Genomic DNA, 16,804 nt, shown 5'->3' with positions numbered 1-16,804 from the left:
GAAAATAAAAAACTGCCTCCAGATCGGAGGCAGAAAAATCTCCCAAGGGAGACTAGGAAACTTGTGTCAATTTCTATATATTCAGTGAGCACTGGCTACCTACTCCCCTGTCAACGACTTTGCCCTGCACCAGGTGGTGCCCTTCCACCGTTAACAGTATTTCCTTTGCTCTCAGGCCTCCGGCGAAACCGGTCATAGCGCCCGTCGCCCCGATAACCCGATGACACGGCGCGATGATTGAAATAGGATTTCGTCCATTCGCGGCCCCAACCGCACGCACCGCGGTCGGCAAACCAATTTGCTCGGCAATCTCGCCATATGTTCTCGTTTCACCGAACGGTATCTTTAGCAATGCAGCCCACACCTTCTTTTGGAACTCAGTTCCGTTGAAATCAAGCTTCACGTCAAAGGTGTCGCGGCGCCCGTCAAAGTATTCGGAAAGCTGCTCTGCGATCTGGGCCAGCACCACGCTATTTTTGTTTTCCGTCATGAGGCCGAGCTTCACACGGTTCGGGCGGTCCACCTCCCATAGAATGGCGGAGAGCGCATCACCCTTAGTTACGATGCGTAATTTTCCAACGGGTGAATCAACCCAAATGTATTCGTAAGACATCGATTTTCTTTATTCAACAGAGCTGTTTTTCGCTTCGAGATTCACGGCCGAGGCAATGGAAAAACTACGGTCCCCCGCGCCATTTTTATTCCCGCAGCGTCAGGCATGCCTTAACTTCATTTTAATTTTGACGTTGATTGAGAACAAAATGTTTGACAAAAAACGGGCACTTTTTTGCCACCGTGTCTAGCATGACGGTAACGTTTCCATTTTTCAGTGATATCAAAATGCGCCAGTCTCACCTCCCCCAAGGGCCGTCACATGGCATTCTGCGGTCCTTCTAGCCGATTTTGACGCAATTAATTTAGCTCCCGCGTCGCTACCAGCTTGCACTCGCCGCTCAAAATGACGCATTGCCAACGAGTTCTTGGTCCCTACTAACATTTTTTCTAGACGTGTAAGATGCATGGTAGAAGTATCTATCGGGCATGAGGCACCCGGCCACGAGCCTCGCGCCGGCAGACGAAGACTCCACTTTTTGTTTTGAGGTAGCTGCATGCCTAGTCGTCAAAAAATCATCGTGTATCTGGTTTCTTCGCCAGGGGACCTTATAAGTTTAGTCTCGATTACATCCGTGTTTTCATACCCCACCATAGATGGCGAGCCGGCTTATATCCCGGTACTGCTTTCGACGCTTTCGGAGCGCGAAGTTCGCGGCATAGATGGCGTCACGGTGACCAACTGCATTCCCTATACCGACTATGATGGAGCTATCGATACGCTAATTGTTCTGGGAGGCACGGGCGTTTTTGAGGCGCCTGCGTTGGAGTTAATTCAGTGGATACGCGAGCGGGCGTCTCGCGCGCGGCGCATTGTCTCGGTCTGTACTGGGGCATTCGTGTTGGCACCTACAGGCCTGCTTGATGGAAAGCGCACCACTACGCATTGGCATCACTCGCACAGGCTCGCGCAACAATATCCGAAGATTTTGATGGAGCAAGACCAGATTTTCATCCAGGACGGCAATGTCTATTCGACTGCCGGCGTGACGGCTGGAATAGATATGGCCTTAGCCATCGTCGAGGAGGATTTCGGTCACAAGATGGTCGCATCAATCGCACACGCTCTTGTGCTCTACGTTCGTCGGCCGGGAACCGAAGTCCAGTACAGCGCAATGCTTGCCCAGCAAGATAGCGTCGGCGGTTCGCCAATGCGAAGTTTGCCGGCCTGGGCCAAGGCAAATCTGACAGAAAAACTTGGAGTTAACACCCTGGCTAAAATCGTTTCGATGACTCCACGCACATTCGCAAGGCATTTTGAGCTGCATTTCAAAATGACTCCTGCACGTTGGGTACAGGCTCTTCGTGTAGAGGCCGTGTGCGAGCACCTCGGAACTGATGACCTTCCACTCAAGGTAATCGCCGGACTGACGGGCTTTCGCGATGAGAAATCACTTCGCCGGGCCTTTGTGCAGCAGCTCGCGATAACGCCGAAAGAATACCGGGAGAGCTTCGGTCTTTCGCGTGGCCGCTTTGCAACTCCGCCAGTTACGCCGCGAACCGAGGGATGCCATTCGATATCATCGGATGGACTTGGCATTGACGACTCTCGAGCCACAGGTGCCGTGCGCCCAAAGGCCTTCAGCATGAAGTAGACAAGCGGCCTCCTTACCGAAGGCGGACCATCTTCACAGGGACATCCCTGCCATGCACATCCACTTCGACAGCGACGTTCTTGATGCCTTCCAGCCCGCGCCGCGTCGATGTGCGGTCAACCTTAAATACGTGAACCACATCCATCAAGACTGACGCCTGTTCTTGCAGCGCAGCTGAAGCATCGGCCGCTTGTTCCACCAGTGAAGCGTTCTGTTGGGTCACGTCATCCATTTCAGTGATCGCCTGGTTGATCTGTTGAATGCCGGCCTCCTGCTCCATGCTTGCAGTCGTGATTTCGCTCATGATGTCCGTCACTCGCCGGACTGATGCGACAATCTCCTCCATCGTTGCGCCCGCTTGGTCTACAAGCGCGCTGCCGATTTCGATTTTCTCTACTGAGGTGTCGATTAAGAACTTTATTTCCTTCGCAGCGCTTGCGGAACGCTGGGCCAGGCTGCGCACCTCCGTAGCGACCACAGCAAAACCCTTGCCTTGCTCGCCGGCGCGTGCCGCTTCAACCGCCGCGTTGAGAGCGAGAATATTCGTCTGGAAGGCGATGCCGTCGATGACATCGATGATGTCCACGATTTTTTTCGCGGAGTCGTTGATTGCGCCCATCGTATCAACGACTTCGGAAACGACCTTTCCGCCGCGACTGGCAACATCAGAGGCGGAGATGGCCAGGGTGTTCGCCTGTTTCGCATTGTCAGCGTTCTGTTTTACGGTCGACGACAGCTGCTCCATCGAAGACGCAGTCTCTTCCAACGCGCTCGCCTGTTGTTCCGTGCGGGCTGACAAATCCAGGTTTCCCGCGGCGATTTGGTTCGTCGCGCTTGCGATGGTGTCTGTGCCGGTTTGCACTCGCAGAATGTTACACGAGAGCCGGAAGCACATCTCCTTCATAGAGAAAAGCAGGCTGGATTTGTCACCGTCTTTGGTCTCGACAATCATGGTTAAATCACCCGCTGCTACTGCCTTTGCGACGCAGGCGACGTATTCAGGTTCGCCGCCCAACTGCCCCGTAAGCTTTCTTGAAATCGACAACGCAATGAGTATTGCGATACCAATCGCGATTCCGTTCACTGTGAAAATCATGGCGTAGGCGGCATTGGTGATTCGCTTGACGTCGGCGGCCCTGGATATGATGATTTTGGATTCGCTTGCGGATAACGTAGCTATTGCAGCCTGCGTAGCGGTAAGGAACGGAATCGTTTCAGACGTTACCGTCGCGATTGCGTCTTCCCTGCGCCCGTCTTCAATCAACTTCAAAACCTTGTCAATCGAATCCGCGGCCGTTACACGGGCCCTGACGATGTCGGCGAGCAATGGCCGGTGCGAGACCTCGCCGTCTACTGATTCAACGGTCGACAATGCATCGCTTATCTTGCTTCTGTTTCTCGTGATTTCCTTACGAAGGTGCTCCATGCGCGCCACATCTTTGACAATCGTGAGCTCCAATACTGCCAACCCGTTGGAGCGGACAAGCGCCTCAATGTCGGTGATGGCGTAGGCGACCAAGCGGTCCTTGTCCGTTAATGTGTTGGTAATTTCCTCCACATCCTGAAGACGCGAAACCCCAATCAAAGCAACGACGACCATCAACAGCAGCAGTGCGCCAAATCCAAAAGCCAAACGACTTGCCACGGTAAGTTTTTTATTGAACATTTTTAATCTCGCAGAAAAAGTGGATTGCTCAGGCTCCGGTTGGCGTGTGCTGAGCCACGAAAGCAGCAATGCACTTCCTCGTACTCCTTCATGACCAGGTAGTGAAATTTCTTTACGAAAGTTAATTCTGGCTGCCATTCAAAACAAAATGTTTGACAAAAAAGGGGCAATTTTCGCCAATGCGCGTAATGCGTCCGGCTTGGGGAATGGCAGAATTTGTACTTTTTTTGTCAAACATTTTTTTTTAGATGCAGGCCAAGATACGCCATCTCCATAGTCCACATTCTCAACGGATGTGTAATGCCTTCAAACATTCATCAGCGCCTTTATGCACTCCGCAAAGTCATCGCCGAAGCGCAAATGAAGTTCTGCGGCAATCCGGCGAGGACTGCTGTACCCACCCCGTATTCTGGCCATGATCGCAATGTGGCCGCGCTTCACATCCCATGCGCGCGCACATCGCGCCGCCGCGCACAAGCCATAACCCGCTCCCCAGCTTCCTCCGCGCGTCCCGGCAGGCCATCCCGTCGGCCGGCGCTCCCGCACCGATTCCGATTTCACATCCATTTCGCACCACCGCACGGCCATGGCATTTTTTTGTGCAAGATCATCATCTAAACGTTGACTTTTTAGATGATGAGTTTTACCATTAAATCATAGTGTCACCTGATCATCTAAATCCGGGTCAGGCAGTCGAATCGACGCTTGCGGCAAACATCACTTAACGACGCAAATCAACTTCAAGACCAACAAGGAAAATTATGAAGAACGATATCTATCAAGACGATGCGGGATCCTCGGGCACGCGGGGGATTAAAAAAATCTGGATCGGCTCCGGCATCGCGTTGTCGGCCATCGCCTTGGCGGCAGGCCTGGCCGTCTATTCGGGCGACTCGCCCGCCAACACCTCCCCCCCTCCGCCGCCAAACGTGACCGTCGCCACGCCATCCCAGCGCGACCTGGCGCCACAACTGGGATTTCTGGGGCAATTTTCCGCTGTGAGCAGCGTGGAAATACGCGCACAGGTCGGCGGTATCCTCACTCAGATCGGTTTCAAGGACGGGAGCGTGGTGAAAAAGGGCGAGTTGCTGTTCGTCGTTGATCCGACGCCTTACGAAATCCGGCTGAGCCAGGCCAACGCGCAGCTGGAGACGGCGCGCGCGCGTCTGGAACTGGCATCCCGCGAGCTGCAGCGCGCCGAGACGCTCAAGCGCGACGATGCGGGCAGCGGTCAAAACGTCGACCAAAGAGCAGCCGAGAAGCGCGAGGCGCAAGCCGCCGTGGATGCGGCGCAGGCGCTGATCCGCGACGCCCGCTTCGACCTGGATCGCACGCGTATCACCGCGCCCTTCACCGGACGCATCGGTACGCATCTGGTATCGGCCGGCAACCTGGTGTCCGGCAGCCGCGCCGGCGGCGCGCAGACGACGCTGCTCACCACGCTGGTCTCCCTCGATCAGGTGTACCTGAACTTCGACATGAGCGAAGCCGATTACATGGCCTTCATGCGCGAACGCACGAGCCAGAAGGGGGAACTGGCCGACAAGGTGGAGATCGCGCTGAGCGACGAAAAAAACTACGGCCGCCAGGGCACCCTCAACTTTATCGACAATGCGCTCGACAGGTCCAGCGGCACCATACACGCGAGGGCGACGGTGCCTAATCCCGATTTGATGCTGACGCCGGGCGCCTTCGCCCGGGTGCGCCTCGCGCTATCAGACGCGAAGCCGACGCTGCTGGTGCCGGACGCGTCGGTGCTGGCGGACCAGTCCAACCATATCGTGCTGACCGTGGGCCCGGACAATACCGTGACGCCCAAGCAGGTGCAAATCGGCGAGATGCGCGATGGCTTGCGGGTGATCCAGTCCGGATTGAAGCCGACGGACCGGGTGGTCACCGCAGGCATTCCGCTGGCGGTGCCTGGCCAAAAGGTAACGCCGCAGAACGCTCCGATTCAAACTGTCGCGAACCTGCGCTAAGGACGAGGTAAATCATGAAACTAGCCCACTTTTTTATTGAGCACCCGCGGTTCGCCGCCGTCCTCAGCACCTTCATAGTGATCGCCGGCCTGGCCACGATGTTCTTCCTGCCCGTCGCCCAGTATCCCAACATCGTCCCTCCGGCGATCGATATCACCACCTCGTTCCCCGGCGCCTCGGCGGAAACAATCGCCAACACGGTCGCGACGCCGATCGAACAGGCGGTCAATGGCGTCGAGAAGATGGACTACATTACCAGCCAGTCCACCGGCGATGGCCGCCTCACCACCACCGTCATATTCAAGGTCGGCACCGATCCCAACACCGCGCTGATGCTGACCCGCAATCGCGTGCAGGATGTCCTGTCCCGGCTTCCGCCCGAGGTTCAACAGCAGGGCGTCACGGTCAATAAAACCGTGAAGGCGCTGCTGCTGGGGATCCACGTCATCTCGCCGGACGGCTCGCGCAGCCCTGAGTACTTGTCCAATTACATGCTGAAGATCCGCGACGAGATCGCGCGGCTTCCAGGTGTATCCCAGTTCTGGGCCTTGGGCGAGCGCCAGTACGCCATGCGCGTCTGGGTCGATCCGGACAAGGCCGCGGCCTACAGCATCACCGCCAACGACATCCTGGCGGCATTGCGCGCGCAGAATGCTCAGGTGCCGGCGGGTGTGCTCAACAAGCCGCCGATTTCCAGCCATTCCGCCTATGAGATCAATGTCGAGACGCTTGGCCGCCTGACGACGCCCGAACAGTTCGGCGACGTCATCATCAAGTCGGACCCGCAGGGCCGAGTCACCCGTGTCCGCGATGTGGCCCGCGTGGAGCTGGGCTCGATCGACTACGGCTCCAAGGCCTATGCCGACAGGTATCCGTCGGCGCCGTGGTGGGTGATCGCCACGCCAGACGCGAACGTGGTCCAGGTCGAGCGGGCTATCTGGAAGAAAATGGCCGAACTGAAGAAAAGCTTCCCGCCCGGCGTCGACTACATCGACCACCTGTATGATCCGACCACCTTCGTGAGCCAGTCGATCGAAGAAGTGATCGTCACCATCGCGGTGGCGATCGTGCTGGTCGTCGGCGTGGTGTTCCTGTTCCTGCAAAGCTGGCGCGCGACGATCATCCCCGTGGTGGCCATTCCGATCTCGCTCATCGGCACCTTCTCCGTCATGGCGCTCACCGGCGCGTCCATCAACAATCTCTCCCTGTTCGGACTTGTGCTCGCGGTCGGGATCGTGGTCGACGACGCCATCGTGGTGGTGGAAAACGTCGAGCGCAACATGGTGCTGGGCATGGCGCCCCGCGAAGCGGCGCATCAAACGATGAAAGAGGTGTCGACTGCGCTGATCGCCATCGCGCTGACCCTGTGCGCAGTCTTCGTCCCGACGGCTTTCATCTCCGGCATCACCGGCATCTTTTTCAAGCAGTTCGCCATCACGATCGCCGCCTCCACCATTATTTCGTGCTTTGTCTCCTTGACGCTCAGCCCGGCGCTGTGCGCCGTCTTGCTGAAGCCACACGCGAAAGAGGACGTGCATCCCGTCATGAAGCCTCTGCAACGCTTCTTCGAGCGTTTCAATGTCGGTTTCGAATGGATGTCGACGAAATACGGCAAGCTCACCGGCCGCCTGGTGCGCGCGACTGGCGTGATGCTCGTGGCCTATGCGGGTCTGATCGGCCTGACTTCGTTCCAGGTATCGAAGATGCCCACCGGTTTCATCCCGGACTCCGACATCGGCTACCTGGCCACCATCGTCATGCTGCCGCCGGGTTCGAGCCTGGAGCGTACCGACGAGGTGATCCGCCAGGTCAATGAAATCGCCCTGAGCACGCCGGGGGTCGAACATACCTCGCCGACGGCCGGCTTCGACGTCACCACCTACACCGTCGCCCCCAACGTCGGCACCGTGTTCTCGTCGCTGCCGTCCCTGTACGGCAAGCACGTACCGGGCGTCAACGCCGCATCGATGGTTCAAACCCTGCAAAAGCGATTCAACGCCGCCATCAAGGACGCCTACGTTATCACCGTCATGCCGCCGACCGTGCAAGGCCTCGGATCGGCGGGCGGCTTCAAGCTCATGCTGGAGGACCGTGGCGGCTTGGGTCACGAAGCCCTGGCCAAGGCCGCCAACGATCTCGTCGCCGCAGCGAACAAGGACAAGACCTTCGCCGGCACGTTTACGCTGTTTAACGCGGGTTCGCCATCGCTGTATGTGGATGTCGACCGGCTCAAGACGCAAAAACTCGGCCTCACGCCTGGCGATGTGTTCTCGACGATGCAGCTCTACCTGGGTTCGCAATACGTGAACGACTTCAATTTCATGGGCAGGACCTATCCCGTCTATGTGCAAGGCGACCAGCAGTTCCGCGAGTCGGCCGAGGATATCGCGCGGTTGAAGGTGCGTAACGCCAGCGGCGAGATGATCCCCGTCGGCTCGGTCGCCAGCTTCAAGGACCAGACCAAACCGTATCGGGTGCCGCGCCACAACCTCTATCCCGCCGCGGAAATCATGGGAAGCGCGGCGCCCGGCGTGGCGTCGGGCAGCGCCATAAAACGCATGGAAGAACTCGCGAAGCAGACCCTGCCGAACGGCATCGGGTTCGAATGGGCGGACCTGGCCCACCAGCAGGAGCAGCAGGGCATCCCGACCATGTTCATCTTCGCGGCGTCGGCCCTGTTCGTGTTCCTCGTGCTGGCGGCCCAGTATGAAAGCTGGAGAATCCCGCTCGCGATCCTGATGATCATCCCGATGTGCCTGCTGGCGGCGTCCAGCGGCCTGCACCTGCGCGGCCTGCCGATCGACATCCTGGCGCAGATCGGATTCGTGGTGCTGCTCGCCCTGGCGGCCAAGAACGCGATCTTGATCGTGGAATTTGCCAAGCATCACCAGGACAACAGCGGCATGGAGGCGGAGGAGGCGGCGGTGCTGTCCGCCCGCGAGCGTCTGCGCCCCATCCTGATGACGTCGCTGGCCTTCATCGCCGGCGTCGCGCCGCTGGTCGTCGCCACGGGAGCGGGTTCGGAGATGCGTCGCTCGCTGGGGACGACAGTGTTCTTCGGGATGCTCGGGGTCACCATATTCGGCTTGATGTTCACGCCGGCGTTCTACACCGTTGTCCGAAAATTCAAACTGGGCACCCATTTCCTCGGCTTTAGGAGAGCAGCATGAACACCATTATTCCCGTTTCAATCAGGATCGCCTTTGGCGGCTTGCTGGCCGGATTGGCGTTGGCCGGCTGCGCGGTGGGCCCTGACTACAAAGCGCCGGAAAACAGTCTGGGCGCGTTCCACAACGCGAAGCCCTTGTCGGGCAAAGCCGACGTGAACACCCCGCCGCTGGAGCGCTGGTGGCTGGGTTTTGACGACCCGGTCCTGACCTCGATCGTTGAACGGGCGCTACGGCAGAATCTCGACCTGGCCGCCTCAATCGCCCGCGTAAGTCAGGCGCGAGCAGCGGCCGGTGGCGCGGCGGCGCAACTGGCGCCGACGGCGGACCTGGCCGGTGCCGCTGTCGCACAGCGCCAAAGCCTGCGCAGTCCGCTCGGCGCCATCGCCGGTGCCAGCCCCGGTTTCCAGCGCAATACCCATGACGTCACAATCGGGCCGGCGGCAAGCTGGGAATTGGATCTGTTTGGCGGGCTGCGCCGCAACTCCGGCGCGGCCGAAGGGGAGGCGCAGGCGGCGGAGGCCGACCATTCGGGCACGCACGTCAGCATCGCCGCCGACGCGGCAGACGCGTATCTGCAGATACGCGGCTATCAGGCGCGACTGCTCATCGCGCAAAAACACATCGAGACCGACGAGCAGCTTCTGGCGCTGGTCAACCGCCGATATGCCGCGGGTGTCGCCCAGGGCCTGGAGGTGGCGCAAGCCGACGCCTTGCTGAAAGCCGCGCGGGCGACGGTGCCGCCGCTGCGTATCGCCATCGAGCGCCAGTTGAACCGGCTGGACGTGCTGATGGGCGTCCAGCCTGGCACCTACGCGAGCGAACTGCAGGTCGTGGCCGACATACCACGCATTCCTGCCGTGCCGGCGGACGCCCAGCCGCTCGACGTGCTGCGGCGCCGTCCCGACGTCATTGCGGCCGAGCGCCGGTTGGCGGCCTCCAATGAACGCATCGGGGCGGCGATCTCGGAATACTATCCCAAGCTGTCGCTGTCGGGAGCGCTGGGGTTTGACAGCGTCAACGGCCATCAGTTCTCTTCCAGCGCTTTCCAGGCGGCGGGCGGTTTGGGCTTGCGCTGGCGCCTGTTCGATTTCGGAAAAGTGGACGCCGATATCAAGCGCGCAAAGGGCGCCAACGCCGAGGCGCTGGCGGTCTACCGCCAATCCGTGCTCCGCGCGGCGGAGGATGTGGAGAACGCATTCATGGGTCTTTCACAGACTCAGCTCAATGTGACGCAGCTGCAGGACGAAGTCCAGTCGTTGGAAAAGGCCCGCGCGCTGTCGGCCAGCGCATACCGGGCGGGGTCGATCACGCTCACGGATGTGCTCGATGCCGACCGGCAGCTGCTCGGAGCGAAAGATCTGCTTGAAACTCAGCGGTCCGATGCCGCCAGGGCCGCCGTCGGGGTCTACCGCGCATTGGGCGGCGGATGGGATCCCGCCATCGCCATCGCGCACGCCGAGGGCAAGGTTTCAAGATAGCGTCCGGATGCGGCTGCCGCGTATCCAAAGGTCGATCCCGATCGGGCTTCGGACTGCGACAGCCGCCTTTTCTGTTGTTAACCAGATGGAGCAAGAGTATGAATACCTCTTTAAACCTGCGCCAGAATCTCGGCGATTTTGAAGAATTCTATGACATGCTGGGCGATTCTCATGACGGTTTGGATCCGGACCAGAGCGCGATGCTCAACGCTCGGCTGGTACTGTTATTGTCGAATCATATCGGCGACATGGCTGTGCTGCGCGACGCCCTTGCGTTGGCGCGGGTCCAGATTGAAGCGCAGCTCAATCTGGCTGTTGTCGACAAACATCAGTAAACGCAAATCCATCCATATGTCCGATTCGTCTAAGGCAAGCGAAAATATTTTTAAAAATCGCTTGCTATTATGTAGTGCACGATCTATAGTGTGTACATGGGCGCTGCAAACAACGCCGAACAGAAGTAAATTAGCAAGCTAGCTATGCCGTCATGTAGGTAGCAAGCGATTAGATAGTACCTAACTTATGTAGTCCCACTCACTGAAAAGGAAATCATCATGTCGATCCAACAAGTTCTGTACCGCGCAAACGCAAAAGCAACCGGTGGCCGCGAAGGCCGTGCCGTTTCCTCCGACAACGTGCTGGACGTCAAACTGACGACCCCGAAAGAACTGGGCGGCGCCGGCGCCGTGGGCACCAATCCTGAACAACTGTTTGCCGCCGGCTACTCGGCTTGCTTCCTGGGCGCGATGAAATTCGTCGGCGGCCGCGACAAGATCGCCGTACCGGCAGACGTATCGGTCGAAGGCACTGTCGGCATCGGCGCGATCCCTACCGGTTTCGGCATCGAAGTCGAACTGAAAATCTCGCTGCCAGGCCTGGACCGCGCAGAAGCCGAGAAACTGGTCGCCGCCGCCCACATCGTCTGCCCTTACTCGAACGCCACCCGTGGCAACATCGACGTGACCCTGACCATCGTTTAATCGAGTCAGCCTCCGGAAGCCGGCGCCCTTCAAAGGCGCCGGCTTTTTCACATACAATCATCGTTCCCGTTCCTAACCGAGATACGCAATGATTGAGTGGCAATGGCTGGCTTTTGACGACATCCCCCGCGCCGACTGGTATGAAGTACTGCTGCAGCGCCAGCAGGTGTTCATCCTCGAGCAAACCTGTCTGTATCCCGACATCGATGGCTGCGATCCGCAGTGCCATCACCTGATGGCGTGGCGTGAGATCGACGGCAAGCGCACGCTGGTGGCTTACCTGCGCTGCGTGCCGCCGGGGTTGAAATACGAAGAGATGTCGCTGGGCCGCGTGCTGACCACGCAGGCCGCGCGCGGCAGCGGTATCGGCCGCGAGCTGCTGGCCAAGGCGATCCCGCTGGCCGAGGCGCTGCATCCGGGCCATGGCTTCCGCATCGGCGCGCAGGCGCACCTGGAAAAATTCTACGGCAGCTTCGGCTTCAAGACGGTGACCGAGCCGTATGACGAAGACGGCATCATGCACATCGACATGGTCCGCTAATCTAGAACGTCAGCATGAAGCGCGCGCCGCTGCTGATCGAGCGCGCGTAACGCACCGTGCCGCCGTTGGCGTGCACCAGATGGCGCACCATCGCCAGGCCGATGCCCCTGCCCTGCTTCTTGGTCGAGAAGAACGGCGTGAAGATGTGCGCGGCCAGCGCCTCCGGCACGCCGGGGCCGTTGTCGGAGACTTCGATGCGCAGGCGGCCGCCCCGGCTCAGCCTTGCGCTCACCTGGGCTTCCGGCGATTTGCCGGTGATCGCCTCGGCGGCGTTCTTCAGCAGGTTGATCAACGCCTGTTCCAGTTGGCCGGGATCGATCATCACCTCCAGCGAGGCCGGCTCCACCGAGAACGTCACGCGTCCTCCGGCGGCCTGCCATTGCGGCATCAGCAGCATATTCAGGCGCTCGAACAATTCCTCCAGCAGCACGCGCTGCGGCTGCGCCTGCGGCACGGTCGACAGGCTGCGGTAGCTGCCGACAAAGTCGACCAGGCTGGCGGCGCGGCGCGAGATCGCGTCCAGCGCGGTACCCAGGTCGGCGTGGATGTCGGCGGGCAGGCCGGCGCCGGCTTCTTCCAGCAGGCCGCAGGCGGTGCGCGACAGCGAGGCGACAGGCGTCAGGGAATTCATGATTTCGTGCGTCAGCACCTGAACCAGTTCGCGCCAGGCGTTGAGGGCTTCGGCTTCGAGTTCGCTTTCCACCGGCATCATCGCGGCGAGGCGCTGGGCCGAGCCTTGCATCGTCAATGCGGCGACGGCGACCAGTGCGCGCTCCACGCCGCGCTCGGTGTCGAAGCTGACCAGCTGGCGTTGACCGGCCGCTTGTGCCGCCAGCAGCAGCTGCATATCCTGCGGCGCACTGGCGCGACCGGGGGCGAGCAATCTGCGCGCGCTGGCGTTCAGCGGCGCGACGGCTCCCGGGCCGGAGGCGTTCTGGATGCGGAACAGCGCGATGGGCGCGTGTTCAAGGCGGGCTTCCAGATTGAGGATGGTGTCGGCTTCGGCGGAGCTGCGGACTTCGAAGGCGCTATCGCTCCGCTCCATGCGCGGCATGCGCGGAGCCAGGCGGCGCAGGCATTGCCAGAGCGTGGCCGCAGGGATGACCGCCAGCAGGCAGCACAATACGATGCGGCGCGGTTCGGGCGTGACGGCCAGCATGTCGGCGGCGGCCGTCAACGCCATCAATGCGGCGACACTGGCGGCCGCGCCGAACTTGAGGGCGCGCTCAGATGCCATGCTTGCCAAGCTTGCGGTACAGCGCGGCGCGGCTGATGCCCAGCGTCTTGGCGGCGTGGCTGATGTTGCCGTTGAATTGCGCCAGCGTGGCCGCGATGGCGTCGCGCTCCAGTGCGTCGAGTGTCATGTCATTGGAGATGGCGTCCGGGGCCACAGGGATCGAGGCGGCGACCGGGGCAGCGGCGGCCATGCCTAAATCGGCCAAACCATATTCCGCGCCCTGCCCGAGGATGACGGCGCGTTCGCAGGCATGCCGCAACGCGCGCACATTGCCCGGCCATTCATGTGCCACCAGTCCGTCCAGCGCGGCCGCGCTCACATTGCGCGCCGGCCGCTGGTACTGCAGTTCGTACTGTTTCAGGTAATGACCCAGCAACAGCGGAATGTCCTCCCGCCGCTCGCGCAACGGCGGCACGCGGATCACGATGGTATTCAAGCGGAACAGCAAATCCGGCCGGAACACCGCGGGATCGAACAAGCGCGCCTCGTCCAGGTTGGTCGCGCTGACGATGCGCACATCGATCGCTTCCGGCTTGTCGGCGCCGATCGGCGTCACCTCGCGCCGCTCCAGCGCCGTCAGCAGCTTGGCCTGCGCAGCCAGCGGCATATTGCCAATTTCATCCAAAAACAACGAACCGCCGCGCGCGGCCTGGAAGCGCCCCGCCCTGTCGGCCTTGGCATCAGTGAACGAGCCTTTGCGATGCCCGAACAACTCGCTCTCGAACGTCGATTCCGGCAACGCGCCCATATCGACCGCCAGCAAGGTGCCCGCCGAGCGCCGCGACATCGCATGAATCGCGCGCGCCACCAATTCCTTGCCGACGCCGTTTTCGCCCAACACCATCACGTTCGCCTCGGTTGGCGCCACGCTGGCGATCAAGGCCTTCAACTCGCGCATCGCCGTCGACTCGCCCATCAAATCCGGCGCCGATGCCGATGGCCCGCGCGATGCCGCCCGCCGTGCCAGCGCCTGGTCGATCGCCGCCACCAGCCGCGCATTGTCCCAGGGCTTGGTGATGAAGTCGCCGGCACCGCGCTTCAGCGCTTCCACCGCCAGCGGCACGTCGGCATAGGCGGTCATGGCGATCACCGAAGGCGGCTGCGACTGCGCGCGCAATACGTCCAGCAGCGCCAGCCCTTCCGCGCCGTCGATGAAGCCGGGCGTGAAGTTCAGGTCCAGCAGCACCACGTCCGGCACGCCCTGTGCCAGCAAGGCCGGCAAGCCGGCCGGATCGCACAAGGTCGCGACTTTGCCGTAACGCCGGCGCAGCAGCAATTGCGCGGCGGTGGCGACATCGGGGTCATCGTCAAGTATCAGGATGTAGGCGGACATGGGAAGTCATTCTATCAGCCGCCGGCCGGCTGTAAACGACCCATCCGCGCTCACGGCGCGGCGCTGTCCACTTCCGGACAGCGGCCGGTGTCCGGAAATGAACACCTCGCAGGCATAACGCGCCAAAACCGCATCGAATAGCGCTTTTCAGCCATGGCACGGGGTTTGCAGTATGGCCCGCATGCACACCAAAAAAAATATCAGCGGTCCGGTTCCCAACCTGCCATCCAGCGGCGCTGCGATGGATATCGTCGTACCGCGCCGGCGCGGCAAGACAGCCGCCATCGCAATTGCCGCAACGCTGGCCATCGCGGCCGGCGGCTATGCCTTGTGGTCATTGATGCCGCGCGGTCTGCAGGTGGAAGGCGCCGAGCTGCGCGTGGGCCAGGCGGCACCGGGCATCTTCGTCGATGAAATCGTGGTGCGCGCCAGCGCCGAGCCGCTTAACTCGGTGATACTCGATTCGGTCGAGTCGGGCCGGGTCGAGGAAGTCTTCGCCACCGACGGCGCGCTGGTGAAGAAGGGCCAGCTGCTGTTCCGCATCTCCAACCCACAACGCAACCTGGAACTGCTGGCGCGCCAGTCGGAGCACGCGATCAGCATCTTCAACCTGTCCAACCTGCGGGTGTCGCAGGAGGCCAGCGCCAGCGACCATCTGCGCCGCCACGAAGATTTGCAGTATGCGCTGGACCAGGCACGCAAGCAGCATGAGCGCAACAAGCGGCTGGCCGCGCAAGGCTTCATCTCCGCCGTCGCGCTGGAGGAATCGGCCGACAAGGTCGAACAGCAGCAACGCCTGCTGGCGCAAGAGGAGCGCGCCTCCGGCACCGAAGCCAACGTGCGCCGCAGCGCCGCGCAGCAGCTGGAAACCTCGATCGATGGCCTGAACAACGGCCTCAAGCTGGTCTCCGCCACCGTCGAGGCGCTGGCCGTGCGCGCGCCGGTCGAGGGACGGTTGACCAACTTCCGCCTGCAGGTCGGCGAGTCGATCGCCACCGGCAAAAACATCGGCCGCATCGACGATCCCACCCGCTTCAAGCTCTCGGCCAGCGTCGACGAGTACTACCTGAACCGCATGGCCGTCGGCCGCCACGGCAGCGTGCAGCAGGACCAGCGCAGCTACGCGGCCGACATCAGCGCCATCTACCCGCAAATCAAGGAAGGCCGTTTCATGGTCGAACTGGTGTTCACGGCCGGCCAGCCGCCGGTGCTGAACCCCGGCCAGAGCCTGGACGCGCGCATCACGCTGGGCGAGCCAGCCAAGGCGCTGCTACTGCCGAACGGCGCCTTCATCAACGACAGCGGCGGCGCCTGGGTCTACGTGCTGGACGCGGGCGGCCGCATGGCGCAGCGCCGCCCGGTGCGCATCGGCCGCCGCAACAACAGCCAGATCGAAGTACTGGAAGGCCTGGCCCCCGGCGACAGGGTGATCCTGTCCAGCTACGCCGCATACGGAAATTCACCCAGACTGCAAATTACGCAGTAAATTCTCATCACCACCATCAAAGGCAAACGCATATGCTCAAACTCGTCGGCATCAGCAAGATCCACCAGGCCGGAGAAATCCAGACCACCGCCCTTGACCGCATCGACCTCGAAATCGAGGCGGGCGAATACGTCGCCATCACCGGGCCTTCCGGCTGCGGCAAGTCGACCATGCTGGGCATACTGGGCCTGCTGGACGTGCCCAACCACGGCGAGTACTGGTTCGAGGGGCAGAACGTGGCCGGCTGGAGCGAATCGAAACTGAACCAGCTGCGGCGCGGCCGCATCGGCTTCATCTTCCAGAGCTTCAACCTGATCGAAGAGCTGACGGTGTTCGAGAACGTGGAACTGGCGCTGGAATACAACGGCACGCCGGCGCGCGAACGGCGCGAGCGCGTCACCGCGATGCTCAACAAGCTGGGTGTCGGCCACCGCGCGGCGCACCGGCCTTCGCAGCTGTCCGGCGGCCAGCAGCAGCGCGTCGCGATCGCACGCGCCCTGGTGGCCGGCCCCGCCGTGCTGCTGGCCGATGAACCGACCGGCAACCTCGATTCCGCCCACGGCGACGAAGTCATGCGCCTGCTGCGCGAAATCAATGCCGAAGGCACCACCGTGGTCATGGTCACGCACTCGCCGGACCATGCCGCGCAAGCGTCGCGCACATTGAATCTGCTCGACGGCCGCATCATGGTCGACGCCCTGCAAGCCGCTTAAGCGACAGGATCACC

Annotated in this window: 13 protein-coding genes; 9 read left to right on the top strand and 4 right to left on the bottom strand. The window is 61.1% G+C overall.

The window, feature by feature from the left end:
• Window positions 1-73: 73 nt before the first annotated feature.
• The gene (locus ACCD07_RS06565; RefSeq protein ID WP_176653126.1) at window positions 74-613 is read right to left on the bottom strand and encodes a methylated-DNA--[protein]-cysteine S-methyltransferase; all 540 of its coding nucleotides are present in this window, start codon (window positions 611-613) and stop codon (window positions 74-76) included.
• 496 nt (window positions 614-1,109) lie between these two features.
• Here ACCD07_RS06565 and ACCD07_RS06560 point away from each other — a divergent pair, with 496 nt between their 5' ends.
• On the top strand, window positions 1,110-2,207 hold the full coding sequence (locus ACCD07_RS06560; protein WP_176653127.1) for a DJ-1/PfpI family protein: 1,098 nt from the start codon (window positions 1,110-1,112) through the stop codon (window positions 2,205-2,207).
• 13 nt (window positions 2,208-2,220) lie between these two features.
• On the opposite strand, the gene ACCD07_RS06555 is transcribed toward ACCD07_RS06560, so the two are convergent.
• Window positions 2,221-3,873 (bottom strand): methyl-accepting chemotaxis protein, encoded by a 1,653-nt coding sequence (locus ACCD07_RS06555; protein WP_413446853.1) that lies wholly within the window; start codon window positions 3,871-3,873, stop codon window positions 2,221-2,223.
• Between the two features lie 761 nt (window positions 3,874-4,634).
• On the opposite strand from ACCD07_RS06555, the gene ACCD07_RS06550 reads away from it, so the two are divergent.
• From ACCD07_RS06550 to ACCD07_RS06525, 6 genes are all read left to right on the top strand, one after another.
• Window positions 4,635-5,852 (top strand): efflux RND transporter periplasmic adaptor subunit, encoded by a 1,218-nt coding sequence (locus tag ACCD07_RS06550; protein WP_176653129.1) that lies wholly within the window; start codon window positions 4,635-4,637, stop codon window positions 5,850-5,852.
• Window positions 5,853-5,866: 14 nt separating this feature from the next.
• Window positions 5,867-9,022 carry an efflux RND transporter permease subunit gene (locus ACCD07_RS06545; protein WP_413446852.1) on the top strand — a complete coding sequence of 1,052 codons (3,156 nt, stop codon included), beginning with the start codon at window positions 5,867-5,869 and terminating at the stop codon, window positions 9,020-9,022.
• On the top strand, window positions 9,019-10,500 hold the full coding sequence (locus ACCD07_RS06540) for an efflux transporter outer membrane subunit (RefSeq protein WP_413446851.1): 1,482 nt from the start codon (window positions 9,019-9,021) through the stop codon (window positions 10,498-10,500). Before ACCD07_RS06545 ends, ACCD07_RS06540 begins: the two co-directional genes overlap by 4 nt.
• Window positions 10,501-10,598: 98 nt before the next feature.
• Window positions 10,599-10,835, top strand: coding sequence for a DUF2783 domain-containing protein (locus ACCD07_RS06535; protein WP_413446850.1), 237 nt, complete (start codon window positions 10,599-10,601; stop codon window positions 10,833-10,835).
• A gap of 219 nt (window positions 10,836-11,054) precedes the next feature.
• Entirely contained in the window at window positions 11,055-11,480 is a 426-nt protein-coding gene (locus ACCD07_RS06530; protein ID WP_176653133.1) for an organic hydroperoxide resistance protein, read from the top strand.
• Between the two features lie 88 nt (window positions 11,481-11,568).
• Window positions 11,569-12,021, top strand: coding sequence for a GNAT family N-acetyltransferase (locus tag ACCD07_RS06525; protein ID WP_176653134.1), 453 nt, complete (start codon window positions 11,569-11,571; stop codon window positions 12,019-12,021).
• 1 nt (window position 12,022) lies between these two features.
• Here ACCD07_RS06525 and ACCD07_RS06520 read toward each other — a convergent pair whose 3' ends face one another.
• Window positions 12,023-13,258: a sensor histidine kinase gene (locus ACCD07_RS06520; protein WP_413446849.1), complete on the bottom strand. Its 1,236-nt coding sequence runs from the start codon at window positions 13,256-13,258 to the stop codon at window positions 12,023-12,025.
• Window positions 13,248-14,591, bottom strand: coding sequence for a sigma-54-dependent transcriptional regulator (locus ACCD07_RS06515; RefSeq protein ID WP_413446848.1), 1,344 nt, complete (start codon window positions 14,589-14,591; stop codon window positions 13,248-13,250). The genes ACCD07_RS06520 and ACCD07_RS06515 overlap by 11 nt, the downstream gene beginning before the upstream one ends.
• Before the next feature lie 181 nt (window positions 14,592-14,772).
• On the opposite strand from ACCD07_RS06515, the gene ACCD07_RS06510 reads away from it, so the two are divergent.
• Together ACCD07_RS06510 and ACCD07_RS06505 are read left to right on the top strand one after the other, a co-directional pair.
• The gene (locus ACCD07_RS06510; RefSeq protein ID WP_413446847.1) at window positions 14,773-16,077 is read left to right on the top strand and encodes an efflux RND transporter periplasmic adaptor subunit; all 1,305 of its coding nucleotides are present in this window, start codon (window positions 14,773-14,775) and stop codon (window positions 16,075-16,077) included.
• Window positions 16,078-16,109: 32 nt separating this feature from the next.
• On the top strand, window positions 16,110-16,790 hold the full coding sequence (locus tag ACCD07_RS06505) for an ABC transporter ATP-binding protein (protein ID WP_176653137.1): 681 nt from the start codon (window positions 16,110-16,112) through the stop codon (window positions 16,788-16,790).
• The last annotated feature ends 14 nt before the right edge of the window (window positions 16,791-16,804 follow it).

Origin of the sequence: Duganella sp. Dugasp56, from assembly GCF_047304105.1 — a bacterium.
In the GTDB taxonomy this organism is placed as follows: Bacteria; Pseudomonadota; Gammaproteobacteria; order Burkholderiales; family Burkholderiaceae_D; genus Rugamonas; species Rugamonas hordei.
Note: the sequence above shows the minus strand (reverse complement) of the source record. Positions and strands in the feature narration are given on the sequence as shown.